This window comes from Micromonospora echinaurantiaca (assembly GCF_900090235.1).
In the GTDB taxonomy this organism is placed as follows: domain Bacteria; phylum Actinomycetota; class Actinomycetes; order Mycobacteriales; family Micromonosporaceae; genus Micromonospora; species Micromonospora echinaurantiaca.
The window spans coordinates 924,104-948,834 of record NZ_LT607750.1 but is presented as its reverse complement, the minus strand read 5'-3'; the positions used below and the strand labels follow the sequence as shown (position 1 = coordinate 948,834).

Sequence of the window (24,731 nt, the reverse complement as noted above, 5' to 3'; positions counted from 1 at the left end):
CCGAGAACGTGCTTGGCAGGGCACACGTCGGCATCGGTCTCGACCCGGTGGTGTCGGGTGCACCAGTAGTAGTGCCCACCACTCCCGCTGTCGCTCATGAGATCACTGTGCACCGCGAATCGCCCGGCCGCCACCGGAACACCGCAAATGTCCGTTCGTCTCCACAGTAGACGTGCTACCTCGCGGAGTGGGCCGGAACTGCGGAAACAGGTGCCGGCCGAAGCCCGGGGCGAGACGGGATCGGCCGAACGGCCGGTTCCGGTACGCCGCGGCCACCAGCACCATCGGACCTCATGATCGACACGGTGGCCGACCAAAGCGGCTGTCCGGACTGCGGCGCCGGGACGGTGTCGCTGCCCGGCGCGCTGTCCTGGTGCGCCGACTGCGAGTGGAATCTCGACGCGTACCAGGTGGACCGGCGGGCTCCGGAGTTCGGCTGGCGGTGGGTGGACCGGTGGACCCACCGGCTCGCCTACCGGGCGACGCGGCGGCAGTTCGCGCGACTGGTCGCCGGCCGCCGGCGGCCACCGGCGCGGGCGTCGCCCGGGTGGTCACCGGGGCCGCCTCGCTGGTGCTGCTCGCCGGCGTCTTCGCGCTCGCCGGCACCGGCATCTGGCTGATCGTGGCGTTCCGGTTCCCCAACCCGTCGATCGTGCTCGGCGTCGCGCTGCTCGGGCTGGCCGTCGCGCTGCGTCCCCGGTTCGGCCGGTTGGACGAGGACCTGGAGGTGCTCGACCGCGCCCGGGCGCCGGAGCTGTTCCGGCTCGTTGACGAGGTGGCGGCGGCGGTCGGCGCACCCGTTCCCGAGGTGGTTGGCGTGGACGGCGACCTCAACGCGTACGCCGGCCGGGTCGGGCTGCGGCGTCGGGCGGTGCTCTGCCTGGGGTTGCCGTACTGGGGCTCGCTCACCCCGCCGGAGCGGGTGGCGTTGCTCGGCCACGAACTCGGGCACTTCGTCAACGGCGATCCGCGCCGGGCGCTGCTCACCCAGCCCGCGTTCACCACGCTCGGCTCGGCGGCGAACCTGGTCCGTCCGGTGGACACCGTCTCCGGCGCCGGCATCTTCGAACTGCTCGGTGCGGCGCTGGCCCGGGCGTTCCAGTGGACGCTGGCGCGGCTGTTGTTCGCCGTGCACGTGGCGCTGGTCTGCGTCGCGCTCCGGGACATCCAGCGGGCCGAGTACCTGGCCGACGAGATGTCCGCGCGGGCCGCCGGAACCGCCGCCGCGACCAGCCTGCTGGACGCCACTGTGGCGGTGGACTCCATCGCACTCGCCGTACGCCGGGAGGCGCGGGCCGGGCACGGGCCGCAGCGCTGGCGGGCGGCGGTGACCGAGGCACGGGTGGCGGCGGCCGACCCGCTGCCCCGGCGTCGCCAACTGTCCGTGCGCGAGGAGACGTCGCTGTTCGCCTCCCACCCGCCGAGCGGGCTGCGCCACCGGATGCTGGCGAGCCGGCCGGCGTACGAGCCGGCGGTGGTGCTCGACGAGGAACGCTCGGCCCGCATCGACGCCGAGCTGGCCCGCGAGTACGAGCGGGTCCGCCGGAACATCAGCTGGTCCGGCTGACCGCTGATCGTCGGGGGTTAGGGTCGGCCGATGGGCGTACCGGACTACATCCTGCGGATGCGCAAGCACGTCGGCCACGACCTGCTCTGGCTGCCGAGCGTCAGCGCGGTGGTCCGCAACGCCGCCGGCGAGCTGCTGCTCGGCCAGCGCGCCGACGACGGGCGCTGGTCGGTGGTCAGCGGCTTCGTCGAGCCCGGCGAGCAGCCGGCCACAGCGGTGGTCCGCGAGGTGTACGAGGAGACCGGCCTGGACGTCGAGCCGGTGCGGCTGAGCAGCGTCGTCTCGCACCTGCACAGCTATCCCAACGGCGACCGCTGCGAGTACCTGAACCTGGGCTTCCACTGCCGGCTGCTGGGCGGCACGGCCCGGGTCAACGACGACGAGTCGCTGGCCGTGCGCTGGTTTGCGATGGACGCGCTGCCGGCGCTGGACGCGCACGCCCGTACGGTCGTCGCGCACGCCCTGGCCGACGAGTCCGCGACCTGGTACCTGCCGCCGGGCACGACGTGGACCGACGACTGACCGCCCCTGGGAGCGACCCCGCCGAACCGGCGGGCCACAATGTGGCGTGGACAGCGAGGTGCGCCGCTACCTGACCGACCTGGTCGGGGTGGCCCGTGACGTGCTCGGCGACGATCTGGTCGGCGCGTACGCCGCCGGCTCGGTCGGCCTGGGGGCATACCAGCCGGGCCGCAGCGACGTCGACGTGGCGCTGGTCTGCGCGCGGCCGCTGGACCCGGACCGCAAGCGCCGGCTGGTCGCCGGGCTGCGGTACGAGGCGCTGCCCTGCCCGGCGCGCGGCCTGGAACTGGTCGTCTACACCGCCGCGGCTGCCCGCTCCGGCACCCCGGAGCCCGGCTTCGAGGTGGAGCTGAACACCGGGGCGCGGATGGACTTCCGGGTCACCTGGGACGCGGACGAGCGGCCCGCGGCGGACGGCCGGTTCTGGTACGGCCTGGACCGCAGCATCCTGCACGAGTGCGGGCAGGCCCTGCTCGGGCCGCCGGCCGCCGAGGCGTTCGCCGACCTGTCCCCGGCGGACCTGCGCCGGCTGCTGGTCGACGCGCTGCGCTGGTGGCTGGCCCTGCCCACCCCGCCCGGCGACGGTCCGGCCCCCGGCGCCGAGGACGCGGTGCTCGGCGCCTGCCGGTCGCTGGCGAAGGTCCGGCACGGCCGGTGGTTGTCGAAGGCCGAGGCCGGCCGCCGGCTGCTCGCCGACGACTGGGCGGCCGACGCGGGCGAGCCGGCCGGCCTGATCGAACGGTCGATCGCGGCCCGCGCCGGTGGCCCGGCACCGAGCGGCCCCGAAGCCCGCGCCTTCCAGCGGCGCGTGCTCGCCGAGATCAGCGGTATCGCGGAGTGAGGGCTGTGCCGTCCGGAGCGTCCCAGGGAAACGGCCCATGGACAGGCGGATGGTGTTGAATCGGCTCCGTGGCGAAGACCTTGAAGATCACCGCCCGGAACGCGAGTTTCCAGCAGTGGCAGGCACTGCTGACCAACCGGAACAAGCGCCAGCGTCTGCGGGAGTTCCTGGTGCAGGGGGTGCGCCCGATCAGCCTGGCCCTGGAACACGGATGGGAGGTTCGGGCTCTCCTCTATCCCGACCGGCAGATCCTGTCCCGGTGGTGTCGGGATCTCCTCGATCAGGTCTCGACTACTCGGGTTGCTCTTGCACCCGAGCTGATGCGTGAACTTGGTGGCAAGGAGGAAGAGTCGCCCGAGCTGCTGGCTGTGGTGGCGCAGCCCGAGGACAGCCTGGATCGCGTCCCGGTCGGCCCGAAGATGCTCGTCGTGGTCTTCGATCGCCCGAAGACCCCGGGCAACGTCGGCACACTGATCCGTTCCGCGGACGCCTTCGGAGCCTCCGGTGTCATCGTCACCGGCCACGCGGCCGACCCGTACGACCCGAAGGCGGTCCGGGCCAGCACGGGATCCTTGTTCGCCCTCCCGGTGGTGCGAGTCGCCAGCCATCGGGAGGTTCTCGATTGGATAGCTGCGGTGCGTGCGGCCGGCCTGCCGCGGGTTCAGATCATCGGCACGGACGAGCATGGCGAGGTGGATGTCGCCGAGCACGACCTGACGTGCCCCACACTCCTTCTCGTTGGCAACGAGACACACGGACTCAGCGCCGGTTGGCAGGAGGCGAGTGACCGGATGGTCCGCATCCCCATCGTCGGTGCCGCCAGTTCGCTGAACGCAGCGGCAGCCGGAACCGTCGTGCTGTACGAGGCCGCCCGGCAGCGAGCCAGGCAGGGGTAGCCGCGGCGGAGGCCCGAGGTCAGGGCCAGGTCTTGGCCTGGGCGTCGAAGACCTCCGGCGGGCTCTCCACGGGCAGAACGCAGACCAGGTGCCCGCCCGGCACCCGCAGCACCCGGCACTCCTGCCACCGCGTCACCTCGGTGGCGCCGATGGCGACCAGCCGCGCCGTCTCGGCCTCGACGTCGTCGGTCTCGAAGTCGAGGTGGAAGCGAGGCGCGTCGTCGACCGACTGCACCGCGGTGACGATCCCGGGCAGCGCGTCGTGCAGGCCGATGAACTGCGGGTACTGAGGGTCGACCTCACTGCGGACGCCGAGTGCGGCGGACCAGAACGCGGTCGCCTGGGCGGCTTCGGCTTCGGGGGTGTCGATGAGGAGGGCGTAGACCCGGCTGCGATGCATGCGACGCAAGCGTAGTGGCTCGGGCCGGCCCTGTCCGTCCCCGTCCGGGCCGGCCTGGTCGGCTCACTCGACCACCTTGTGCAGGAAGGCGGTGACGGTGGCCAGGGTGCGCTCGACCTTCTCGGCCAGCGTGATCGACTCGTCGATCCGCCGTCCGGCGTTCTTCTTCCCCCGCAGGTAGAGCGAGCAGCCCAGGTCGGTGCAGATGTACGCGCCCACGGAGTTCCCCTGCCGCCCGTCCTTCCCGGCCTTGCGCGCGGTCATCAGCGAGACGCCGTCTCCGGTGTGGGTGGTCAGGCAGAACGAGCACATGCTGCGCCGCACCCGCCCGGTCTGCGGGGCCACCCGCAGCGCCACCCCGACCGGCCCGGCACCGGACTCGGCGACCAGGTAGGCCCGCTCCGTCGCCGACCCGTCCCGCCACCCGAGGAAGTCGAGGTCGTCCCAGGGGCGCTCGGCCAGATCCTTCGGCACGGCCAGGCGCTTCGCCTCGCCCTTCGTGCAGTTGACGAAGGAGGCGCGGATGGCGGACTCGGTGAGGGGTTGCATAGGAATCAGCCTAATCTCTTTAGGCAACTACATAATGAGACTAGGTGTGGAGTGCAGCACATGACGCCTGCGGGGTAGTCGGGGAACGCCCAACCCTCGCGGGCGGCGGAGCTGGCCGACGAGTGGCGCCGTGACGACGCGCAGCCTTGATATGCAAGTCGTCGCTTGCCTATAGTGGCCGCATGGGTGACCTGTACCAGGCACTGGCCGATCCCACGCGCCGGCAGATCCTCGACGAGCTGACCGACCGTGACGGCCAGACCCTGTTCGAGATCTGCGGCCGGCTGGCCACCAAGCACCAGGTCACGTCGTCGCGCCAGGCGATCTCCCAGCACCTTGACGTCCTGGAGGCCGCCGGCCTGATCGTCACGCGCCGGCAGGGTCGCTACAAGTTCCACCACATCGATGTCCGGCCGTTGCACTCCATCGCCGAGCGATGGTTGCGGCCCGAAACCCCAGAGGAGACGACATGAAGATCCACCTGACCAGCGTGTACGTCGACGATCAGGCCAACGCGCTGCGCTTCTACACCGAGGTGCTGGGCTTCGTGAAGAAGACCGACGTGCCGGTGGGTGAGTACCGCTGGTTGACCGTCGTCTCGCCGGACCAGCCGGACGGGGTCGAACTGCTGCTGGAGCCCGACGCGCACCCGGCCGCCAAGGCGTTCAAGGAGGCCCTGGTCAGCGACGGCATCCCCCTCACGCAGTTCGCCGTGGACGACATCGACGCTGAGCACAAGAGGCTGAAGCAGCTCGGGGTGGTGTTCACGCAGGAGCCCGCCGACATGGGTGCGGTGATCACCGCTGTGTTCGACGACACCTGCGGCAACCTGATCCAGATCGCGCAGCCGAAGTAGTCGACACCCGACCCGGACGGCGGACGTCACGAGCCGCAACGGTGACGGTGGTGGCCCGCGTTTTGACCGGCCGGCCGGGGGTGGCCGGCCGGTCAACGGGTCCGGTACCGCTCAGGGAGGGGTAACCGTCCATATAGGGGCGTCGACTTTTCTCTGCCGGCGACGGCTGACCCCGACGGCACCGCGCCGGCCCCAGCAGCACGGACGCGAGTCGACCGGTACGCCGGATTCACGTCGACAGGGCATCGAGAACTTCTCGCATCCCCTACCGTCGCTCCCTATGACCCACCCGCACCAGCCGTACCAGCCATACCAGCCGCCGCAACCGCCGCAACCGCCGCAACCGCCGCAACCGCGGACGCTACGGACCGTGTTGATCGTCGTCGGCGTGGTCCTCGTGCTGTGCTGCGGTGGCGCCGGTGTCGGCGGCTTCTTCCTGTACAAGGGGGTCAAGGGCGCGACGGATCCGGCGCGACAGGCCGCCGAGTCGTTCGTGACCGACCTGGAAGCCGGCGATACGGACGGGGCCTACGGACAGTTGTGCAGCCAGACGCGCGGCCGGTACGCGAGGGACGCGTTCGCCCGGGGCGTCGCTCAGCAGCCGAAGATCCGCGGCCACAAGGTCAACGGCGTCAACGTTTCGACCGTCAACGGCCGCACGTCGGCGACGGTGAACATGGCCCTGACGCTGGACAGCGGCTTCACCGACCAGCACACGTTCCTCCTGGTGAAGGAGGATGGCGCCTGGAGGGTGTGCGGCCAGCCGTACTGAGCTGATACCGCCACTTCTACACGCCTGGGTTGGCCGACTCGGGACGGCGAAACCAGCTGACCCAGCCAACCTGAATGGGCGACGGACGAGTCGACCTGTACGCCGGATTCTGTGACCGGCGCGCGCCCGGAGGCGCGCGTCGGCGGCGGCCATCCATCTCGGCCTACCGTCGCCGGCAGGCTCCAGCGGCCTACCCGCAGACATCGGGCGGGCCGCCCTCAAGCGTCTGCGCGGATCGTCATCCTGCGGGCGACGATCCTTTCTTGGCCTTGCTCCGGGTGGGGTTTACCGAGCCACCCCGGTCACCCGGGGTGCTGGTGGGCTCTTACCCCACCGTTTCACCCTTACCGTCCCCGATGGGGTCGGCGGTCTGTTTTCTGTGGCACTGTCCCGCGGGTCACCCCGGGTTGCCGTTAGCAACCACCCTGCCCTGTGGAGTCCGGACGTTCCTCGGCGGCGGGCCGGAGCCCGCCGACGCGACCGCCCGATCGACTCGTCCGTCGCGCACTCATCCTAACGACGCGGCGACGGCGCCCATTTCCGCCCCGGGCGGGGTGGCGCCGGCCGCGAGCCGCGCCGCCGGAGGTGAGTCGGCAGCGGGAATATTCCGGGGCCGGCGGGTCGCCCCGTGTCGACCGCCGGCCCCTGTGATCGACGCCGGGAGCGGCTCACCAGTTCCACACGAGCGACTCGTTGAAGATCCGCTCGCCGTTGGCCGGCTCCCGCAGCGTCCCGGAGCCCACCACCTTCCCGTCGCCGTCCACCGCACGCAGGGTCACCTGCGCGCCGAGCGGCAGGGTCAGCAGCGCCGCGCCGCCGCGTACCTCCGCCGTGGCACCGACCTGGCCGTCCGCGACCGCCTCGACCCGGACGGCCTCCCGGCGCGGCACCACCAGCAGGCGGTCGGTGAGGGCGGCATGACCGTTGACCGGTGCCGGCACGCGGACCGCAGCCAGGTCGTACGCGACGCCGGTCCCGGTGGCCACCAGCGGGGTCCGGTCCGGGCCGAACCCCTCGATCCTCGAGATGTCGGGCCGGGCCTCGCCGGGACCGGACAGCGCGAGCCGCCCTCCCTCCCCGGAGCCGAGCTGCAGGACCAGCGGGCCGTCGCCGGGTGGGCCGACCAGGACGGCGTCCCGGGAATCGAGCCGGCCCACCCAGCGGACCTCGGGCGGCATGACGCCGCCCACCAGGCCGCTGCCGTCCACCAGCTTCCGGTACGCGGTATCCGCGCCCCGCGCCGTCCGCCAGTCGGCCGTCGGCGCGGGGTTCGGCCGGCCGTCCCGCGGGTCGTCCTTCCCCGCCCATCGGGTTTCCACGGTGTCGTGCTGGATGGCGATGGGACCGGCCTGGCGGAGCTGGCCGTCGCATTCGACCCGCCACCAACCGCGGGCCAGGGCCGGCTCGACCAGCATGTGGTCGCCGCCGGGCGCGGTCTGCCAGCGCCGCTGCACGCCGCTCCACAACTGGGCCGAGCGGGCGTAGGAGACGGTGCACCCGGATGGCGCCAACCCGAGCAGCCAGTTCTGCTCGGTGCCGTGGTTGGTTTCCAGCACGGTGAAGGCGGCCGGCTCCAGGTTCGCCTGGCTGTCGCCCCGGACCAGGTCCCGCGGTGACGCTCCGACCTCGGCCTCCAGGGTGACCAGCCCAGCATGGGTGTCCGAGTGGTAGGCCAGCACGACGCTACGGAAACCCGCCGTGTCGTCGGCCCAGAGCACCTTCACCGTCGACAACTCCGCGCTCATGAACAGTCGGTCGCCGTCCCGGCCGGCGCGGCGGGTCAGCTCGCTCAGGAAGGCCCGGTCGCCGGCGAGGCTTCCCCGGGTGGGTGAGTTGATCAGGCGCCAGGTCCACTCCGAGTCGACCGGGAAGCCGTGCAGGGCCGGCGTACCGTCGTCGGGGCGTCCGTCCAGGCCCGCGGCGGTGAGGGCCGCCGGGCCGGCCAGTGCGGCGGCGAGGACCGCGGCCGCCGCCGCCCAGAGGCCCGCGAAGCGACGCCGCCGGCGCCGTCGGGCGTGCCGCATCAGACGGTCGTACGGGTCCTCGTCCGGCACCACCGTCTCGGCGATCCGGGCCAGCCCGGCACGGAGTTCGTCCACGCTCATGCCCGCTCCCCCGTCAACTCGCCGTTGACCGCCGAACGGCCGGCCGGCGGGTGCAGCACCGCACGGAGCCGGGTCAGCCCCCGCGCCGCCTGGCTCTTCACCGTCCCCACCGAACACCCCATCGTCGCCGCCACGTCGGCCTCCGAGAGGTCCTCCCAGTAGCGCAGCACCAGCACCGCCCGCATCCGGGCGGGCAGCCGGTCCAGCGCGGCCAGCAGTTCGTCGCGGACGGCGACCACGTCGGTGGCGTCCGGGCCGGCCCGGTCCGGCACGACCGAGGTGAGCAACTCCCGCAGGCCGATCCGCCGCCAGCGGCTGGTGCGTTCGTTGACCATCGCCCGGCGGACGTACGCCATCGGCTCGTCGACCGTGCGCCAGTGCCGCATCACCTTCAGCAGCGCGTCCTGCACCAGGTCCTGCGCGGTGTCCCGGCTGCCGGTCAGCAGGTACGCGGTCCGCAGCAGGTCGCCGTAACGCGCCTCGACGAACTCCCGGAAGTCGGCGTCATCCACGCGCCGCCCCCTGGTCGTGACCGGTCATGGTCCGCTTCCTTCCCCTGGGCCCGTCTCAACCGGTACGACGCGGCACCGGGCCGGAAGGTTGAGAGGCGCGGCGGCACCGCCCCCGGCGGCCGGCCGGAGCCCGTACTAGCCTCTGGTGACCATGGATCTCGCCGACGCCGCCCTGCTGCTCGCCGCCGGTCTCGCCGCGGGCACGGTCAACGCGGTGGCCGGTGGGGGCTCGCTCATCACCTTCCCCGCGATGATCGCGGTCGGGTTGCCGCCCGTGCCGGCCAACGTCAGCAACTCGGTGGCCGTCTTCCCCGGCTACGTGGCCAGCGTGGCGGGCAGCCGGGTGGACCTGCCACCCGGGCGGGCGCTGGCCACGCTGGTGCCCACCACGATCGTCGGCACCATCGCCGGGGCGCTGCTGCTGCTGGCCACCCCGGCGCGGGCGTTCGAGCTGGTCGTACCGTTCCTGGTGCTCGGCGCGACGGCGGTGCTGGCCTTCCAGGACCCGCTGCGTCGGCTGGTCGGGCATCCGCGCGACCTGTCGCCGCGCCGCCGCACGGTCGCGGTGCAGGCCATGGTCGCGGTCGGCGCGGTCTACGGCGGCTACTTCGGCGCGGCGCTCGGGGTGATGCTGGTCGCCGGCCTGGCCCTGGTGCTGGACGCCACGCTGGCCCGGGTGAGCGCCATCAAGAACCTGCTCTCCGCCCTGGTCGGGGTGACCACGCTGGTGGTCTTCGCGCTCTTCGGCCCGGTGAACTGGGCGGCGGTGGCGCTGGTCGCGCCGGCCACGCTGGTCGGCGGGTACGCCGGCGCCCGGCTGGTCCGCCGGCTGCCGTCGGTCGTGCTCAAGACGCTGATCGTCAGTTTCGGCACGGTGATCGGGCTCTACCTGCTCTACCGCGCGCTCAGCTGAGGAGCGCGCTGCCGCCCGGCCGCGGGCACGGCGATCCGGGCCCGGGCGGGACCGCCGCTCCCGGCCCCCGGGCGCGGCGCGCAGCCGGGGGCCGGGGCGGGCTCAGGCGACCGGCTCCGGAGCCGCGTCGGCGTCCTGGCGGTCGCCGGGCGTCACCCGCGGGTCGCCCTCGTCGGCGAAGTAGTCGTCCGACGTGGTGCCGTCGACGCCCTCGCGCACCTTCACCGCCCGCAGGATCAGCGTCAGGATCGCCGCCACCAGCAGGTTGACCAGGACGGCCACGATGCCCACGTAGATCGTCTTCGGGGTGTCGAAGCCGAACTTCTCCAGCGGGAACGCCGAGCCGGCGAAGTGCTTCCGGGTCGGGCTGGAGATCTGGTAGAGCATCCACATCCCGAGCCCCATGCCGGCCGCCCAACCGGCGATCAGCGCACCCCGGTGGAACCAGCGGGTGTAGAGGCCGAGCGCCACCGCCGGCAGCGTCTGCAGGATGATCACGCCGCCGATCAGCTGGAGGTCGATGGAGAACTGCGGGTCGAGGAAGACGATGCAGGCCACCGCGCCGATCTTGACCACCAGCGAGGTGATCTTGGAGACGTTCGCCTCCTGCGCCGGGGTGGCGTCCCGCCGCAGGTACTCCTTGTAGATGTTGCGGGTGAACAGGTTCGCCGCCGCGATCGACATGATCGCCGCCGGCACCAGCGCGCCGATCCCGATGGCCGCGTACGCGACGCCGGTGAACCAGCTCGGGAACTGCTGGTCGAAGAGGAGCGGCACGATGGTGTTGTTGTCCACCGTCCCCTCGCTCGCCCCCGGCAGCGGCTTCACGTCGGCCGCGATGGCCATGTAGCCGAGCAGCGCGATCAGCCCGAGCAGCAGGCTGTACGCCGGCAGCGCGGACATGTTCCGCTTGATCACGTCCCGGTTCCGGCTGGCCAGCACGCCGGTGATGCTGTGCGGGTAGAGGAACAGCGCCAGCGCCGAACCGAACGCCAGCGTCACGTACTGGAGCTGGTTGTTGGCGTTGAGCAGGACCCCGTCGCCGGGACTCGGTGAGGCGTCGAACTTGGCGTCCGCGGCGCCGAAGATCTCGCCCCAGCCGCCCAGCTTGTACGGCAGGTACAGCACCGCCACCAGGATCACGATGTAGATCAGGGTGTCCTTGACGAAGGCGATCAGCGCCGGCGCGCGCAGCCCGGACTGGTACGTGTACGCGGCCAGGATGGCGAACGCCACGATGATCGGCAGGTGCCGGGCCAGCGTGCTCTCCCCGGTCACCCCCATCGCCTTGAGCACCGCCTCGATACCGACCAGCTGCAGCGCGATGTACGGCATGGTGGCGACGATGCCGGTGATCGCGACCAGCAGCGCCAGCACCGGCGAGTCGAACCGGCTGCGGACGAAGTCGGCCGGCGTGACGAAGCCGTGCCGGTGCGACACCGACCAGAGTCGACAGAGCACCAGGAAGACCAGCGGGTAGATGACGATGGTGTACGGCACCGCGAAGAAGCCCATCGCCCCCGCGCCGAAGACCAGCGCCGGCACCGCCACGAAGGTGTACGCGGTGTAGAGGTCACCGCCGACCAGGAACCAGGTGATCCAGCCGCCGAAGTTGCGCCCGCCCAGCCCCCACTCGTCGAGGTGGGCCATGTCGCGCGGGGCCCGCCACCGGGCGGCCACGAAACCCATCACGCTGACCAGGAGGAAGAGCAGCGTGAAGATGATGATCTCGGTGAGGTGGTCGCGCCACATCAGCGGTCACCCCGCTTCTTGGTGAGCTGGTAGACCACCGTCGTGGTGGCCACGCCCAGCACGATGTAGGCCAACTGGAGCCAGTAGAACCGCGGGAAGCCGAACAGCCGTGGGCCGTCGGCGTTGAAGAACGCCGGGATCAGCGGCACCACGATCGGGATGAAGAGCAACCAGTTCCATCTGCTCTTGTCCTTTGCCCGGGACGACCCCGTCAGGGGCGCCTCCGGTGCGGGTGTGGCCGGTTCGGGTGCAGCCATCGGACCCACCTTCCAGTCGTAGCTCGTGATGTGACGGCCGGAGGCTACGGCCCTGTGAGCGCCGTCACGTTCGGCTGATCCACTCCGCTGCGCCGAACGGCCGCTCGGCTGCGCCGAACGGCGGGCACCCACCGCCCTGCGGTCCGCACGAACAGAGAAAGAGCGGCCATTCCGCGGAGAATGGCCACTCTTTCGGTGAACGAGCGCGACGGGTGCGGGGTGGGGTGCGGGGGCGGGGGGTGGTCAGGGGGTGGGGAGGTGGGCGGTGTCGTTGACGGTGCGGACGGCGATGCCGCCGTCGGGCCACCGGTCCAGCACCGAGATGCCGGCGGCGTCCAGGAAGAGCCGGTGCAGGAAGGCATCGCCGGCCGCGAGCGCGTCGCGTAGCGCGAGCTTGATCGGCGAGACGTGCGAGACCACCACGACGGTCTCCCCGGGGTACGCCTCGACCAGCGCGTCCAACGCCCGGCGGGTACGTTCGGCCACCGCCGCGAACGACTCCCCGCCGGGCGGGGACACCGCCGTGGAGGCGAGCCAGGCGTCCATCTCGCCGGGCCACCCCTCGCGCACCTCGCCGAAGGTCCGCCCCTCCCAGGCACCGAAGTCGCACTCGATCAGGTCGTCCGCGCGGCGTACCGGCACGCCGCCGAGCGCCGCGGAGATCGCCTCGGCGGTCGCCGTACACCGGGACAGCGGGGAACTGACCACGGCCGCGACGGTCGGCGCCAGCTCGGCCACCCGGTCGCCGGTGGCCCGGGCCTGGGCCCGGCCCCGGTCGGAGAGCGGCACGTCCCCGCGGCCGGAGTAGCGGCGCTGCTCGGTGTACTCGGTCTCGCCGTGCCGCACCAGGATCAGCCGGGTGGCGGTGAAGCTCGGGCGCGGCTCCCAGGAGGCGGGCGCGGTGGCCGGGTCGGTGCCGGTAATCCGCTCTGCCGCGGCGCGGGCGGCCGCCTCGCGGGCCTGCTCCCGGCCCGCCGGCTCGGGGCCGAGGCCGCGTGGCGGCTCCACGACGCGCGGCGGTGCGACGGCCGGAGCCACCGGCGCGGCGCCGGCGGCGGCGTCCATCGCGGCGTTGGCGAGGGCGTCGGCGTGCCGGTTGCGCTCCCGCGGGATCCAGCTGAACCGGACCGCCGCGAACCGTTCGACCAGCCCGGCCGCCTGGGCGGCGAGCGGGCGCAGCCCCGGGTGCTTGATCTGCCAGCGGCCGCACATCTGCTCGACCACCAGCTTCGAGTCCATCCGCGCCTCCACCTCGGCGGCGCCCAGTTCGGCGGCGGCCGCCAGCCCGGCGATCAGCCCCCGGTACTCGGCCACGTTGTTGGTGGCCACCCCGATCGACTCGGAGCGCTCGGCGAGCACCTCGCCGGTCTCCGGGTCGCGGACCACCGCGCCGTAGCCGGCCGGGCCCGGGTTGCCCCTCGATCCGCCGTCGGCCTCGACGACCACCACCCGCGGCGCCACGGGCTACAGACCGGACTCGTTGGTACGCACCATGATCCGCCGGCACTCCTCGCAGCGGACCACGTCGTCCGGGTCCGCCTTGCGGATCCGGGCCAGGTCGGCACCGGAGAGTTCGAGCCGGCAGCCGCCGCATCGGCCGGCGGCGAGCAGCGCCGCGCCGAGCCCGGTGTCCTCGCGGATCTTGTCGTAGAGCTTCACCAGGTCGGCCGGGAGGTCGTCGGCGAGCGGCCGGCGGGCCGACTGCTTGAACTCCTCCTCCTTGCCGATCTCGGCCAGCGCCTCGTCCCGGCGCCGCTCGGTGGCGTCCCGCTGCTCCCGGGCCTCGGCCAGCCGGCGCTCCACGTCGTCCAGCACGGCCTGCGCCGTCTCCCGCTGCTCCATCAGCTCCAGCTCGGCGTCCTCCAGGTCACCCTGCCGGCGGTTGAGCGAGGCAAGTTCGTGCTGGAGCGCCTCCAGCTCCCGGGCCGGGCCGCTGCCGGCGGCGAGCCGCGCCTCGTCCTTGGTCTTGCGGGCCCGCACCTGGTCGATGTCCTTCTCCAGCCGGGCGATGTCCCGGTCCAGGTCGTCGACCGCCACCTGGGCACGGACGCGCTCGTCCTCCAGCGCGGACAGCTGGCGGGCCAGCGCCTCCAGCTCGGCCCGCTCGGGCAGCGTGCGGCGGCGGTGGGCGAGCTGGGCGAGCGCGGTGTCGATCGCCTGGAGGTCGAGCAGGCGGCGCTGGACCTGGGGGTCAGCCTTCACGGTCGGGGCTCCTTGTCGTCCACCGCGGGTGGGGCGGCGTGTACGGTCCACGGGTCGGTGTCCAGGTCGGACACCAGCGTCTCGACACCCGGCGTCGCCCGCAGCAGGGCGGCCAGGTCGTCCAGCCACGGTCGTTCGGTCGCCCAGTGGGCGGCGTCGAGCAGCGCCGGCCCGTCGGCGGCGAGGTGCTCGCCGGCCGGGTGGTGGCGCAGGTCGGCGGTGAGGTAGGCGTCCACCCCGGCGGCGGTCGCGTCGGCCAGGAAGGCGTCGCCCGATCCGCCGCTGACCGCGAGCGTACGCACCGTCCGCTCGGGGTCACCCGCGGCGCGTACACCCCAGGCGGTGACCGGGAGCACGGCGGCGGCGTGCCGGGCCAGCTCGGCGAGGGTCATCGGCTCCGGCAGCTCGCCGATCCGGCCGATCCCCCGCCCGGCGCCGTGCTCCGGTGACCCGGGCGCGGGCGGGTGCAGCGGGCGCAGCCCGGTCAGCCCGAACCGGGCGGCCAACGCGTCGGAGACGCCCGGAGCGGCCACGTCGGCGTTGGTGTGCGCGACGTACAGGGCCACGTCCGCCTTGATCAACTGGTGGACGATCCGCCCCTTGTACGTGGTGGGCGCCACTGAGGAGACCCCGCGCAGCAGCAGCGGGTGATGGGCGACGATCATGTCGACCCCGGCGGCGAGCGCCTCGGCGACCGTCTCGGGCACCACGTCGACCACGCAGAGCACCCGGCGTACCGGGGCGCAGGGCTCGCCGAGCACCAGCCCGACCCGGTCCCAGTCCTCCGCCCAGACCGGCGGGTAGTGCCGCTCCAGCTCGGCCACCACGTCGGCGACGGTCGGCGGAACTGCGGTTGTGCTCACGGCGGGCCAGCTTACCGGTACCCGGCCGGCCCGGGCGGATGCTCGGGCGCGGCGGTTGCTCAGGCCACGGCGGGGCCGACCCGGCAGAGCCGGTCGCGGACCGCGGTGAGCGGCAGCGCCCACGGGAAGGCGCTCAGGTGCCGCTCCCCCGTCCCGGGCGGGTGCAGCGGGACGACGTGGTCGCCGAAGAGCACCGTCACCCCCCACTCGGCGAGCCGCGCCAGACCGCTGCGAAACGCCGGATGGCGGGCCATCGCCGTGTTGGTGAACGGCACCGCGACCAGCGGCACCCCCAGGCCCTGCGCCTCGACCAGCAGGCCCAGCGCGAGCGTGTCGGTGATCCCGGCCGCCCACTTGTTGACCGTGTTGACCGTGGCCGGGCAGACGATCATGGCGTCGGCGGGCGGCAGGACGTCCGGGTCCCCCGGGTTCTTGTAGTGGGTCCGCACCGGGTGACCGGTCTGCCGGGCCAGCGCGGCCCGGTCGACGAACTTCGCGCCGTCCGGCGTGGTGATCACGCAGACGTCCCAGCCGTCCCGCTGGGCCAGCTCGACGAGCCGGCCGACGTGGCGCGCCAGCGGCGATCCGCAGGCGATGACGTAGAGCACCTCGCGGCGCTCGGTGTGCTGCCGGCCGGTCATCAGACCGGCTCCGCGCTCATACCCCTACTCCCATGTGCTCAGCCAACTCCGCGATCGGAGAAGGCGGCGCACCACGTGTGCGACGCAGGATGTCCGACATCACCTCGTGGGCGATCGGCCGGCAGCGGATCTCGGACGGCGCCAGCCGGTCACCGCGCAGCAGCATCTCGCCGGCGTTGGCCACATCGCCGATCTGGGCGTAGCCGCGGGCGATGTCGAGCAGGTGGTGGGCCCGCCGCTCGGGCAGCAGCGCGTTGAACGCCGGCTCCTGGATGCGCTGGTGCACCTCGACCGCCCGGCCGCCGTCGCCCAGCTCGACGGCCGCGGCCGCCCGGTGCAGTTCCAGGTTGGTCGGCCCGAACGAGGTCCAGTAGTGGTTCTGGTCGCTGCCGAGCAGCCGAGCCGCCTCCTGGGCGCCGTTGAGCAGGTCGTCGACGGTGGCCGAGTCACCGATCCGGGACGCCGCCATCGCGCCCTGCAACAGCAGCATGCCGTAGACGGAGAGCCGCTCCGGGGAGGCGTCGTTGCTCCCGCCGGGGGCGAGCCGGTTGGCGATGGTGACGTTCAGCTCCAGCGCGGGACGGGCCCGCCCCATCGCGGCCAGCGCGTTGCAGACCCGGGTGGTGGCGATGCCGGCGAGCAGCTGGTCGTCGGCGCGCTGGGCGACCGCCATGGACCGGTCGGCGGCGAGCCAGGCCAGGTCGCACTCGCCGAGCTTGCGCAGCACCGAGGAGGCGATCTGATAGACCTGCCCGAGCAGGTGGGCCGCCTCGCGGGCCTGGTCGCCGCCGTAGCCGGCGTCGGCGGCCTGGGCGTCGCGCAGCAGCTTGGGCAGCGCCCGGGTGAGCATCCCGTAGCGGCCGTACTGATAGGTGAGCCAGGCGTGGTTGACCGCCTTGCGCATGTCCGCCAGCGGCGGCGGGTACGGCGCCGCGTCGAAGTACGCGCTCATCGAGTCGTAGCGCTCCAGGGCGGCCCGGATCTCCTGGACCTCGACCTGGTCGATGCAGTTCAACGCGTCGGTACGCCGCTCCGGGTCCTTGCCGAGCAGCAGCTGCACGTCGACCTGGAGGATGTCGGCGATCTCGTAGACGACGGAGAACTTGTCCAGCCGGCGCACCCCGCGCTCGACCTTGTCCACCCAGCTCTTCGACTTGCCCAGCCGGTCCGCGAATACCTGCTGGGACATCTTGCGCCGCCCGCGCCAGTAGGCCACCCGCCGCCCAATGGGTAACTCGTCCATCCCCATCCCTCCCCTGGTGCGACCCCGGCCGTGGCCGGCTGACCCCCTCGCGGTTGCGGGCGCGCGGTAGGTCTCAGGTTTTCGCTGGTCGCACACTCTGTGCGTCAGCCGTACAGCCAGTCCTCGTAGTTTTCGTGCAACTTGCATCAGCCGTTCGTCAACTCAACGACCGTGGGTTACGGCAGTGACGGTGCTCGACATGCGGGCCGGGTGCCCGACCGGGCCGCCGAGGGGAGATGGCACACATGTGGGGGAACGTCGGACCACGCGTCGTCCAACTGTCGCCGTTGGAACGGGTCCGGCTGCGCCGGGTGGCCGTCCGCTACGCGCTGCACGGCTGGGAGGTGACCCCCGGCGCCTGCCTGGCGCGCAGCCGGTTCGTCTGCGGCCGCGCCGGCTGCCCCACGGTCGGCTGCCACCCCGCGCTGGAGAACTGGGAGCACGCGGCCAGCGCCGACCCGGCCCGGGTGGCGACCTGGTGGCGCACCCGGCCGCACGGCGTGCTGCTGCCCACCGGCCGGGCGTTCGACGTGCTGGAGGTCGCCGCGCACCTCGGCCGGCGGGTCCTCGACGCGGTGCAGACCCACCCGGCCGGCCCGGGCGTACGCGGACCGGTGCTGGTGACCCCCACCGGCCGCTGGATGTTCCTGGTCCGCCCGGGCGACCCGCTGCGGCCGGAGCTGGACCACTGCTTCCACGTGGTACGGCACGGGCCCGGCTCGTGGATCCCCGCACCGCCGACCCGACTGCCGGAGGGCACCGTCCGCTGGGCCGTCGCCCCGGAGCAGGCCCGTTGGCGGCTGCCCGACTCCTATCTGGTGCAGAACGCGCTGATCGACGCGCTGCGGGCCACCGGCGTGACGCTGACCTCGGAACTGCTCCCCGGCCATCTGCCGCTGCCGCGCCGCGGGATGTGAACCCCGCCCGGGCAGCGTCGCCGGCCGGTCCGTCCTCGTTGCACAGGGCGACGGCGCAGACGCCAGGAGCGGGGGTTTCATGTCCACCGACGACACCACGCGTCAGCCGGACGGCACCGAGCCGCCCCGGCACAGCCGCCCGCGGTACCGCTGGGCGGGCACCCGACCGGCCGGCTCCCGCCCGGGCCGGCCCCGGCCGGCCGGCTCCCGGCCCGCCGGCACCCACCGTCCGGCCCGCTGACCGGACAGCCCGCGCCGGCCGCACCACCTGTTGTTCGGCGGTGCGCGGGAAGCACGTGAGCCCCGCCACGAAGCACCCTGAGGGGGGTCAGCCGGCCAGCGGCAGGCCGGTGGAGTGCAGCAGCCGGCCGTCCTCGGTGACGATCGCGTGCTGGTGGCCGGCGAGCCGGTCCAGCCAACCGACGCCGGCGGCGCCCATCGCCACCGCGGCGGTGGCGTACGCGTCGGCCACGCCGAGGTCCGGCCCGACCACGGTGACCGAACGCAGTCCGCTGGCCGGCACACCCCGGCGGGGATCCCGCACGTGCGCGCCGCGCTCGTACACCCCCGAGGTGGCGATCGCCAGGTCGGTGCCGGTCAGCACCAGGCAGGTGGCCATCGGATCCCACGGGTGCCGGACGCCGATCCGCCACGGCCGGCCGGTGGCCGACCGTCCGCGCACCCGCACGTCCCCGCCGGCGTTCAGGCAGTGGTTCGCCGCGCCGGCCGCGAGCAGCCGGTCCGAGGCGACCTGCGCCGCCCACCCCTTGACGTAGCCGGACGGGTCCAGCCGGCCGGTGGCGTACGCGTCGAAGAACCCGTCGGTGACGGCCCACAGATCCGCGCAGCGCGCCAGCACGTCCCGCAGGTCGGCCGAGCCGTCGGCGACCGCCAGCTCACCACGGTCCACCCGGCACACCTCGCTGTCCGCCCGGTACGTGCTGAACCGGGCGTCCACCTCGCGCAGCCAGCCGAACACGGCGTCGGCCAGCGCGGTCAGCTCGGCGGTGGGCAGGTCGTCGGCGAGGTCCAGGCTGATCGCCGTACCCATCACCTGCTCGACCCGGCGCAGCCCGGGCCGGGCCGGTGCGGCCGGCACCTCAGCCGGCCCGGTCGATGGCGGCCTGCAACGACCGCCGGTACGACTCGCTGGTGGCGGTGGCCCCGGAGACGGTGTCCAGGTCGGCGCTCTGCTGCTGCACCACCAGCCCGGCGGTGCCGCTGTACCGGTCGTCGACCTGCTCGCTGCGCTGGTCGGACTGGGCCGTCTCCTCGGGCAGCTCGAGCGCGACCACGTTGACGATCCGCGACCCGGAGAGGGTGATCTGCACCTGGACGTTGCCGTACTCGTTCTCCACCACCGGCCCGGTCACCGTGCGGGTGCTCGGCTGCGCCGGCTTGCTGCTGGTCCGCGGCGCGGACGGCGCCCGGGTGCCGGCGCTGGGCCGGCTCGCCGGTGGGCGGGCGGTGGTGCGGGTGGGCCGGGGCGAGGCGGTGTCGCCGGCGGGCGCCTCGCGCGCCCCGGCCGGCGCCTCCGGCGGTGCCGAGCCGGCCCCGGGGGCCACCGGCTGGCCGTCGACCGGCAGGCCCTGGGCGGCCACCTGCGTGGTGTCCGGCCCGCCCTTGAGCACCACCATCGCGGTGGTGCTGGCCGCCAGGCCGGTGATCGCGAGGAGTGCGCGGCGCATGGATGCCTCTCTACAGCTCGAACGTGGCGAGGTGGATCTGCCGGCGGGGCACGCCGGCCTGCCGGAGCACCTGGAGCGACTGCTCGACCAGGCCGGGCGGCCCGCAGAGGTAGACGTCCCGGCGGGCGACGTCGGGCACCAGCCGGCGCAGCCCGTCCGGGCTCATCACCTGACGCGGGCCGGGGTCGTGGCGGGAGCCGATGACGTACCAGACCGAGACGTGCCGGGCCTGGGCCAGCCAGTCCAGTTCCCGGCTGAGCAGCACGTCGGCCGGCGTCCGGGCGCGGTAGATCAACGCCGCGCCGGGCGGCAGTTCCTCCAGCATCGCCCGGATCGGGGTGATCCCGCTGCCACCGGCGATCAGCAGGGCCCGCTCCCGGGTGCGGTGCGCGGCGGTGAAGGTGCCCGACGGCCCCTGCACCCAGACCGGGGTTCCGGGGTCGAGGTCCCGTAGGTCGGCGGTGTGCGTGCCGACCACCTTGACGGTCAGCCGCAGCCAGCGGCCGTTGGCCGCGGCGGAGACCGAGAACGGGTGGGACTGCCACCAGCAACCCCGGGTGAGGAACCGCCAGCGGAAGAACTGGCCGCCGAGCAGGTCCATCCGGTCCAGCCGCCGGCCGGTCAGGTAGATCGAGATGGTGTCCGGGCTCTCCGCGACCACGTCGGCGACCTGCAGCCGGTGCCGCAGGTTGAACACCAGCGGGGCGAGCACCCGGCCCCAGAGCAGAGCGGCGACCACCAGCACGTACAGGGCGATCCAGAAGGTACGCACCGGGCCCGGGCGGAACAGCTGCGCGCCGTTGCTGAACTGGTGGCCGAAGCCGAGCAGCAGCACCGGATAGGCGGACAGGTGCAGGGCGTGCCACAGCTCGTACGGCAGCGCGGTGCGGATCGCCCGGATGCTGGTGAAGCCGACCAGCACCATGAGGCCGGCGGCGGCGAACGCGGAAACCATGTCCTCGTAGTCGCGCAGCAGCACACCGGCCTCGGTGAGCACCGGGTTGTCCTCCAGCCCGGCGTAGCCGACCACGATCAGCGAGGTGTGCGCGAGCACCGCGACCAGCAGGGTGGCGCCGACGTCGCGGTGCCAGCGGGCCAGTTGCTCGCCGCCGATCCACCGTTCCAGCACCGGCAGCCGGCTCATCAGGAACACCTGCACCAGCAGCAGGTAGCCGGCGACCAGGCCGGTGATCCGGCCGGCCGCGGTGAGGGTGGCGGCGGAGTCGCGCAGCGAGCCGGCCGGGGTGTCCAGCCACCAGGGCAGCACGCTGGCCAGCAGGCCGACCACCAGCAGGGCGGCCAGCAGCCGCCGGCCGCCAGGCCCGCGCCGCGGCGGCACCGCCGGCGGTACGTCCGCAGCCGGCCGGCCGCCGTGCCGGGACGGGGTCCCGGTGCGGCGGCCGGCGGCGTGGGTACGGGTGTACGTCACGCGTACAGCTTCATCGGGGTGTACTTCTGCCGGGGGAAGATCTTCTCCACCTCCGCGTTGGTGAGCCCGAAGCGACCCTGCGCGACGGCTCCGTAGACGTCGAACATGTTGTTGTATTCGGGTACGTCGCCGGAGTCGAGATCGTTCAATCCGTTCCAGGTGCCGAGCAGCGAGCCGGCCAGCTTCCGTCCGGACAGGATGGTGACCACCCCGCCGTGCCCGTGGTCGGTGCCGCCGCCGTTGGAGGCGACCCGCCGGCCGAACTCGCTGGACACCATGATGGTCACGTCGTCGGCCTGGTCGCCGAGGTCGGTGAAGAACGCGGCCATCGCGTCGGCCAGCTCGGTCAGCCGCCGGTGCAGCTGGCCGCCGGAGCGGGTGCCCTGGTTCTCGTGGGTGTCGTAGCCGCCCATCCCGACCGTGGCGACCCGGACGTTCGCGCCGCCCTTGATCAGCTGGGCGAGCTGCTGGAAGGCGCGGCCGACGCCCTCGTAGCGCACGCCCTCGGCCGGCTGGTACGGCTTGGCGGCCAGCTTCTGCGCGGTCGCCAGCGCGCCCAGGCCGGACTGCACGGCCTCCTCGACCGGGTGGTTGATTCCGGTGAACAGGCCCTTGATCGCCTTCTCGGTGGCGGCCCGGAACCGGTCGTCGCCGTTGAGCCGCAGCGAGCCGACGCTGTTCAGCGACAGCGCGCCGTTGGTGCCGACCAGCGAGCGGGGCAGCGTGCTGCCGATGCCGACGCTACGGAAGGCGGTGCCCTTGCCGAGCGCGTCGACCAGGCTGTCCAGCCAGCCCCGGCCGCCGGTCTCGCCGGGCAGGCCGCCCAGGTTGCAGGCGTCCGCGGCCTGGAAGTGGCTGCGCGAGAGCCGCTCGTCGGAGACGGCCGGGACGAAGCCGAGGCGGCCGGACTTCAGCCACGGCTCCAGCGACTTGAACGCGCTGGTCAGCTTGAATCCGCGGCCCACCGCCAGGGAGTCGTCGGCGAGCAACAGGTCGGGGCGGGCCTTGGCGAGCACCGGGTCGTCCGCCGGGGCGACCAGGCTCAGCCCGTCCAGCCCGCCGTAGAGGAAGACGTGGATCAGGGTGCCGGTCTTGGTGGCGGCGAACGACGCCGAGGTGGTGACGAACTGGGCGGTGGCCAGCGCGGTGGCGGTGGCGGCGGCGCCGGCGACGAAGGTGCGCCGGGTCACCCCACGCCCGTCCTGCTGGGCCTCCTCCAGGTCCTCCAGCCGCCGGTAGCGGTTCCGCTCGGCGGCGTTCTCGGCGGCGACGACGTCGGCCTCCGCCCGCAGCAGCGCCTCGGCCGGGTTGTCGGCCAGCCGCCGCAGGTCGGGGCATTCGGGGTGCAGGGGGTACGAGTACACGGTCTTCTCCATCGAATGCCTCACCGGAGGTGGTGCTGGGGGGATGCGAGGATCGCCCGCGCGACGGCGGCGATGGCCCCGTTGAAGGTGGCGTCGACCCGGGTGTTGGCCGAGACACCGGCCACGCCGAGGATCAGCGCCTTCTCCCGGGCGGAGAGCTTCTGCTGCACCAGCCGCTTGGCCAGCGCGTCCACGTACGCCCCGGCGGTGGCCGGCGGCTTGGCGACCAGCTTCTCCGGCCGGGTGTAGGTGAACGTGGTGCGGTAGCCGGCCAGCAGGTCGCCGGCCTCGTTCCAGCCGTTGACCATCGTGCCGGCGGAGGTCCACGCGACGTAGACGTCCGGGTAGCCGTCCGGGGTGGGCTGGCCCATCGGGTACTGGCCCAGCTCGCGCAGCTTGTCGTGGATCTGCCGCAGGCCGCGGGCGAACGGGGTGCGCTTGTTGTCGCCGTTGTCGTGCTTCGGCGACGCCTCCGGCGAGACACCGAGGGTGCGGTAGGTGGCGACCAGGTACTCCATCGGCCGGCGCACCTTCTGCCCCACCGCCGCCCAGAACTCCGAGGAGCTGAACAGCGTCATCAGCACCGGCTTCACCAGGCCCTTGTTCGCCGTGTACGTCTTGGCCAGCCGGTCCACCAGGGACTTCGGCGGGGTGTCCGAGACGAACCGGGTGGCCAGGCTCTGCGCCACGTACTTCGCGGTCGACGGGTGCAGCGCGAGGTAGGTCAGGTACGCGTCGATGGCCGCTTCGGCCTTCTTCGGGTCCTTGGAGTTGTTGGCGTGGGTGAAGCCGAGGATCTTCACCTTGCCGACGTAGTGCCGCTCGGGGCGGAAGACGTACTTCCCGTCGTTGACGCCCCGCCCGGTCTGCAGCAGGGCGGCCTGCCGGACGTCCTTCTCGGTGTAGCCGCCGTCGACGCCCACGGTGTACAGCTCGAGGTTCTCCCGGGCCAGGTTCTCGTTGACCGCGTCGGCGCGGGAGTCGTTCTGGTTCAGGTAGAGCAGCAGCGCGGGGTGCTTGTTGGCGGCCAGGAACATCTCCGGGTAGCTGCCCAGCGCGTGCGCCCGGATGACGTCGCGGTCGAAGGAGGCCCGGTACACCTCGCCGCCGTCGAAGTCCGCGGCGACGTGCAGGAAGTCGTTCCAGAAGTCGACCATCACCTCGTACAGCTGGCGGTCGGACCAGATCTGCCGGGCGATGGTGGCCTCGACCATCTCCCGCTCCGGCTGGGCGCCCCGCTCGTTGAGCTGGTCGCGCTGGTCGCGCAGCTGCTGGGTGGAGAGCTTGAGGGTGGGCAGCTCGGCGAGCTTCAGCTCGGCCCGGGTGGGAGCGATCTTGTCGGGGTCGAGCTGCGTGCGCAGCCAGGCGTCGATGCCCCGCTCGCGGATGTCGGCGACCACCTTCGGCGTCGCGCCAAAGGTGGCCCGTCGGGCGAGGTGCAGGATCGGGTCCTTGGCCAGCACCGTCTTGACGGTCACCGGGGTCTCCGCCGCGGCGGCGGCCGGCCCGGAGAAGGTCCGGCCGCCGGTCGGCGCGTTCTTCTTCAGCGCCTCGCCGGCCCGGGAGCCCATGTAGCTCTCGTTCTGTTCGGTGTACGTGCGCACCGTGCTCGGCTGCTGCCCGCTGGGCCGGGCGGCGGTGCCGTCGGTGACCGTGGTGCCGGTCGCGTCACCGACCGGCTCGTCGCCGAAGAGGCTGCGCACCTGCGGGGTCATCGCGAGGGCGGCGCCGCCGGCGACCACCGCGGCGGTGCCGCCGAGCGCGGCGAGCGCCTTGCGGCGACCGACCGGGCGGCCGGGCTCCTCGTCGTCGTCCACGTTGGGCAGTCCGGCGCCACCGGTCTGCTGGGCGAAGCCGCCGGTGGGGCCGGTCGGCTGGCCGAAGCCGTCCGGACCGACCCACTGCGGTCCGCGCGAATACTCCGGCTGCCCGCCGGGGTGGGCGGCGCGGTATCCGTGCGGGGTTGACGCGTCCGGGTCGCGGTATCCGGTGCTGGGGTGCTGTCGTACGTCCCAGCCGCGGTCGTCCCGCGGTCGCCGTGGTGGCACATTCTGGTCGGCCATGTACCAATCCCGATTCCTACCGTGCGCCGGCACGGCTGCGACCAGCGAGGTCGAGGTCCGGCGACTGTTGCCTGAGGGGGTTGACCGGCAAGGTAGTGAAGGGGTCCGGCCGCCTCAAGGCGCGCCGGAGGGCCCCGTGAGGGCACTTAAGACAGCGCTCAGCGGCGCGCCGGCGGGCGGGATCGCCAGTCGGCCGGTCCCGGGGCCTGGGAGCAGGGCCGACCCGTCACCCGCCGACCCCGACGTAACGTTTTCGCCGTCCGCGACGCTTTTCGCGCCGTTCAACGGCACAGCGAAACTTAAGGTCCGGATAAGCCTGTACTGAGGTGTCCGGACACCGGTCACCCGGGGCGTCGGCTCCCCGGGCGGGACCGTGCCG

Annotated in this window: 26 protein-coding genes and 1 other RNA gene; 10 read left to right on the top strand and 17 right to left on the bottom strand. The window is 73.1% G+C overall.

The genetic code is table 11. The features are described 5' to 3' along the window. The first annotated feature begins 454 nt into the window (after positions 1–454). The 4 genes from GA0070609_RS04475 to GA0070609_RS04460 all read left to right on the top strand — a co-directional run bounded on the left by GA0070609_RS04475 (position 455) and on the right by GA0070609_RS04460 (position 3,826). Positions 455–1,567, top strand: a complete 1,113-nt coding sequence (locus tag GA0070609_RS04475) for a M48 family metalloprotease (RefSeq protein WP_231928533.1) — start codon at positions 455–457, stop codon at positions 1,565–1,567. A gap of 30 nt (positions 1,568–1,597) precedes the next feature. Beyond that, positions 1,598–2,089, top strand: coding sequence for an NUDIX hydrolase (locus tag GA0070609_RS04470; RefSeq protein ID WP_088992619.1), 492 nt, complete (start codon positions 1,598–1,600; stop codon positions 2,087–2,089). Between the two features lie 46 nt (positions 2,090–2,135). Further along, complete coding sequence (locus GA0070609_RS04465; protein WP_088992618.1) at positions 2,136–2,930, top strand: nucleotidyltransferase; 795 nt, start codon at positions 2,136–2,138, stop codon at positions 2,928–2,930. Positions 2,931–2,998: 68 nt separating this feature from the next. Further along, positions 2,999–3,826 carry a TrmH family RNA methyltransferase gene (locus tag GA0070609_RS04460; RefSeq protein WP_088992617.1) on the top strand — a complete coding sequence of 276 codons (828 nt, stop codon included), beginning with the start codon at positions 2,999–3,001 and terminating at the stop codon, positions 3,824–3,826. Positions 3,827–3,845: 19 nt separating this feature from the next. Here GA0070609_RS04460 and GA0070609_RS04455 read toward each other — a convergent pair whose 3' ends face one another. Both GA0070609_RS04455 and GA0070609_RS04450 read right to left on the bottom strand, forming a co-directional pair. Next, the gene (locus tag GA0070609_RS04455; protein WP_088992616.1) at positions 3,846–4,226 is read right to left on the bottom strand and encodes a VOC family protein; all 381 of its coding nucleotides are present in this window, start codon (positions 4,224–4,226) and stop codon (positions 3,846–3,848) included. Positions 4,227–4,289: 63 nt separating this feature from the next. After that, positions 4,290–4,775 (bottom strand): FBP domain-containing protein, encoded by a 486-nt coding sequence (locus tag GA0070609_RS04450; RefSeq protein WP_088992615.1) that lies wholly within the window; start codon positions 4,773–4,775, stop codon positions 4,290–4,292. A gap of 182 nt (positions 4,776–4,957) precedes the next feature. Between GA0070609_RS04450 and GA0070609_RS04445 the strand changes: the two genes are divergently transcribed. The 3 genes from GA0070609_RS04445 (at position 4,958) to GA0070609_RS04435 (ending at position 6,403) form a co-directional block, all read left to right on the top strand. Further along, on the top strand, positions 4,958–5,248 hold the full coding sequence (locus tag GA0070609_RS04445; RefSeq protein ID WP_088992614.1) for an ArsR/SmtB family transcription factor: 291 nt from the start codon (positions 4,958–4,960) through the stop codon (positions 5,246–5,248). Beyond that, positions 5,245–5,631: a VOC family protein gene (locus tag GA0070609_RS04440; RefSeq protein ID WP_088992613.1), complete on the top strand. Its 387-nt coding sequence runs from the start codon at positions 5,245–5,247 to the stop codon at positions 5,629–5,631. Before GA0070609_RS04445 ends, GA0070609_RS04440 begins: the two co-directional genes overlap by 4 nt. A 370-nt stretch (positions 5,632–6,001) precedes the next feature. Continuing rightward, the gene (locus GA0070609_RS04435; protein ID WP_157748059.1) at positions 6,002–6,403 is read left to right on the top strand and encodes an Rv0361 family membrane protein; all 402 of its coding nucleotides are present in this window, start codon (positions 6,002–6,004) and stop codon (positions 6,401–6,403) included. 82 nt (positions 6,404–6,485) lie between these two features. On the opposite strand, the gene rnpB is transcribed toward GA0070609_RS04435, so the two are convergent. The 3 genes from rnpB to GA0070609_RS04420 form a co-directional block, all read right to left on the bottom strand. Next, positions 6,486–6,899, bottom strand: an RNA gene (gene rnpB, locus GA0070609_RS04430) — RNase P RNA component class A. A 172-nt stretch (positions 6,900–7,071) separates the two neighbouring features. After that, positions 7,072–8,508, bottom strand: coding sequence for a hypothetical protein (locus tag GA0070609_RS04425; protein WP_157748058.1), 1,437 nt, complete (start codon positions 8,506–8,508; stop codon positions 7,072–7,074). Beyond that, entirely contained in the window at positions 8,505–9,020 is a 516-nt protein-coding gene (locus GA0070609_RS04420) for a SigE family RNA polymerase sigma factor (protein ID WP_088992610.1), read from the bottom strand. Before GA0070609_RS04420 ends, GA0070609_RS04425 begins: the two co-directional genes overlap by 4 nt. A gap of 151 nt (positions 9,021–9,171) precedes the next feature. Between GA0070609_RS04420 and GA0070609_RS04415 the strand changes: the two genes are divergently transcribed. Next, on the top strand, positions 9,172–9,933 hold the full coding sequence (locus tag GA0070609_RS04415) for a sulfite exporter TauE/SafE family protein (RefSeq protein WP_088997488.1): 762 nt from the start codon (positions 9,172–9,174) through the stop codon (positions 9,931–9,933). 102 nt (positions 9,934–10,035) lie between these two features. On the opposite strand, the gene mctP is transcribed toward GA0070609_RS04415, so the two are convergent. From mctP to GA0070609_RS04380, 7 genes are all read right to left on the bottom strand, one after another. After that, positions 10,036–11,685: a monocarboxylate uptake permease MctP gene (gene mctP / locus GA0070609_RS04410; RefSeq protein ID WP_088992609.1), complete on the bottom strand. Its 1,650-nt coding sequence runs from the start codon at positions 11,683–11,685 to the stop codon at positions 10,036–10,038. After that, positions 11,685–11,942 (bottom strand): DUF3311 domain-containing protein, encoded by a 258-nt coding sequence (locus GA0070609_RS04405; protein ID WP_088992608.1) that lies wholly within the window; start codon positions 11,940–11,942, stop codon positions 11,685–11,687. Before GA0070609_RS04405 ends, mctP begins: the two co-directional genes overlap by 1 nt. Before the next feature lie 243 nt (positions 11,943–12,185). After that, on the bottom strand, positions 12,186–13,403 hold the full coding sequence (locus GA0070609_RS04400; protein WP_088992607.1) for a bifunctional RNase H/acid phosphatase: 1,218 nt from the start codon (positions 13,401–13,403) through the stop codon (positions 12,186–12,188). A 3-nt stretch (positions 13,404–13,406) separates the two neighbouring features. After that, positions 13,407–14,144, bottom strand: coding sequence for a zinc ribbon domain-containing protein (locus tag GA0070609_RS04395; protein ID WP_088992606.1), 738 nt, complete (start codon positions 14,142–14,144; stop codon positions 13,407–13,409). Further along, entirely contained in the window at positions 14,141–14,971 is an 831-nt protein-coding gene (locus GA0070609_RS04390; protein WP_172899472.1) for a Nif3-like dinuclear metal center hexameric protein, read from the bottom strand. The genes GA0070609_RS04395 and GA0070609_RS04390 overlap by 4 nt, the downstream gene beginning before the upstream one ends. Before the next feature lie 95 nt (positions 14,972–15,066). After that, positions 15,067–15,648 (bottom strand): flavoprotein, encoded by a 582-nt coding sequence (locus GA0070609_RS04385; protein ID WP_088992604.1) that lies wholly within the window; start codon positions 15,646–15,648, stop codon positions 15,067–15,069. A 16-nt stretch (positions 15,649–15,664) separates the two neighbouring features. After that, on the bottom strand, positions 15,665–16,891 hold the full coding sequence (locus tag GA0070609_RS04380) for a helix-turn-helix domain-containing protein (protein WP_088992603.1): 1,227 nt from the start codon (positions 16,889–16,891) through the stop codon (positions 15,665–15,667). Positions 16,892–17,127: 236 nt separating this feature from the next. On the opposite strand from GA0070609_RS04380, the gene GA0070609_RS04375 reads away from it, so the two are divergent. Next, complete coding sequence (locus GA0070609_RS04375; protein ID WP_172899288.1) at positions 17,128–17,808, top strand: bifunctional DNA primase/polymerase; 681 nt, start codon at positions 17,128–17,130, stop codon at positions 17,806–17,808. A gap of 79 nt (positions 17,809–17,887) precedes the next feature. Then, the gene (locus tag GA0070609_RS33040) at positions 17,888–18,049 is read left to right on the top strand and encodes a hypothetical protein (RefSeq protein WP_157748057.1); all 162 of its coding nucleotides are present in this window, start codon (positions 17,888–17,890) and stop codon (positions 18,047–18,049) included. An 87-nt stretch (positions 18,050–18,136) separates the two neighbouring features. On the opposite strand, the gene GA0070609_RS04370 is transcribed toward GA0070609_RS33040, so the two are convergent. Genes GA0070609_RS04370 through GA0070609_RS04350 form a run of 5 tightly spaced genes read right to left on the bottom strand, consistent with a single transcriptional unit; the run spans position 18,137 to position 24,352 of the window. Beyond that, complete coding sequence (locus GA0070609_RS04370; RefSeq protein WP_088997487.1) at positions 18,137–18,859, bottom strand: FAD:protein FMN transferase; 723 nt, start codon at positions 18,857–18,859, stop codon at positions 18,137–18,139. Positions 18,860–18,908: 49 nt separating this feature from the next. Continuing rightward, a complete protein-coding gene (locus tag GA0070609_RS04365) occupies positions 18,909–19,496 on the bottom strand; it encodes an FMN-binding protein (RefSeq protein WP_088992601.1) in 588 nt (195 codons plus the stop codon). Positions 19,497–19,506: 10 nt separating this feature from the next. Then, positions 19,507–20,925 (bottom strand): ferredoxin reductase family protein, encoded by a 1,419-nt coding sequence (locus GA0070609_RS04360; protein ID WP_088992600.1) that lies wholly within the window; start codon positions 20,923–20,925, stop codon positions 19,507–19,509. Continuing rightward, positions 20,922–22,301: a DUF1501 domain-containing protein gene (locus GA0070609_RS04355; protein ID WP_088992599.1), complete on the bottom strand. Its 1,380-nt coding sequence runs from the start codon at positions 22,299–22,301 to the stop codon at positions 20,922–20,924. Before GA0070609_RS04355 ends, GA0070609_RS04360 begins: the two co-directional genes overlap by 4 nt. Positions 22,302–22,309: 8 nt before the next feature. Continuing rightward, complete coding sequence (locus GA0070609_RS04350) at positions 22,310–24,352, bottom strand: DUF1800 domain-containing protein (RefSeq protein ID WP_088992598.1); 2,043 nt, start codon at positions 24,350–24,352, stop codon at positions 22,310–22,312. Positions 24,353–24,731 lie beyond the last annotated feature (379 nt).

What these genes read in the sequence shown, in the direction of transcription:
- GA0070609_RS04470 (WP_088992619.1), top strand. Translation starts at nt 1,598, where the DNA reads ATGGGCGTACCGGACTACATCCTGCGGATGCGCAAGCACGTCGGCCAC.
- GA0070609_RS04455 (WP_088992616.1), bottom strand. Translation starts at nt 4,226, where the DNA reads ATGCATCGCAGCCGGGTCTACGCCCTCCTCATCGACACCCCCGAAGCC.
- GA0070609_RS04450 (WP_088992615.1), bottom strand. Translation starts at nt 4,775, where the DNA reads ATGCAACCCCTCACCGAGTCCGCCATCCGCGCCTCCTTCGTCAACTGC.
- GA0070609_RS04445 (WP_088992614.1), top strand. Translation starts at nt 4,958, where the DNA reads ATGGGTGACCTGTACCAGGCACTGGCCGATCCCACGCGCCGGCAGATC.
- GA0070609_RS04440 (WP_088992613.1), top strand. Translation starts at nt 5,245, where the DNA reads ATGAAGATCCACCTGACCAGCGTGTACGTCGACGATCAGGCCAACGCG.
- GA0070609_RS04425 (WP_157748058.1), bottom strand. Translation starts at nt 8,508, where the DNA reads ATGAGCGTGGACGAACTCCGTGCCGGGCTGGCCCGGATCGCCGAGACG.
- GA0070609_RS04415 (WP_088997488.1), top strand. Translation starts at nt 9,172, where the DNA reads ATGGATCTCGCCGACGCCGCCCTGCTGCTCGCCGCCGGTCTCGCCGCG.
- mctP (WP_088992609.1), bottom strand. Translation starts at nt 11,685, where the DNA reads ATGTGGCGCGACCACCTCACCGAGATCATCATCTTCACGCTGCTCTTC.
- GA0070609_RS04405 (WP_088992608.1), bottom strand. Translation starts at nt 11,942, where the DNA reads ATGGCTGCACCCGAACCGGCCACACCCGCACCGGAGGCGCCCCTGACG.
- GA0070609_RS04385 (WP_088992604.1), bottom strand. Translation starts at nt 15,648, where the DNA reads ATGACCGGCCGGCAGCACACCGAGCGCCGCGAGGTGCTCTACGTCATC.
- GA0070609_RS04380 (WP_088992603.1), bottom strand. Translation starts at nt 16,891, where the DNA reads ATGGACGAGTTACCCATTGGGCGGCGGGTGGCCTACTGGCGCGGGCGG.
- GA0070609_RS04375 (WP_172899288.1), top strand. Translation starts at nt 17,128, where the DNA reads ATGGCACACATGTGGGGGAACGTCGGACCACGCGTCGTCCAACTGTCG.
- GA0070609_RS33040 (WP_157748057.1), top strand. Translation starts at nt 17,888, where the DNA reads ATGTCCACCGACGACACCACGCGTCAGCCGGACGGCACCGAGCCGCCC.
- GA0070609_RS04370 (WP_088997487.1), bottom strand. Translation starts at nt 18,859, where the DNA reads ATGGGTACGGCGATCAGCCTGGACCTCGCCGACGACCTGCCCACCGCC.
- GA0070609_RS04365 (WP_088992601.1), bottom strand. Translation starts at nt 19,496, where the DNA reads ATGCGCCGCGCACTCCTCGCGATCACCGGCCTGGCGGCCAGCACCACC.
- GA0070609_RS04355 (WP_088992599.1), bottom strand. Translation starts at nt 22,301, where the DNA reads ATGGAGAAGACCGTGTACTCGTACCCCCTGCACCCCGAATGCCCCGAC.
- GA0070609_RS04350 (WP_088992598.1), bottom strand. Translation starts at nt 24,352, where the DNA reads ATGGCCGACCAGAATGTGCCACCACGGCGACCGCGGGACGACCGCGGC.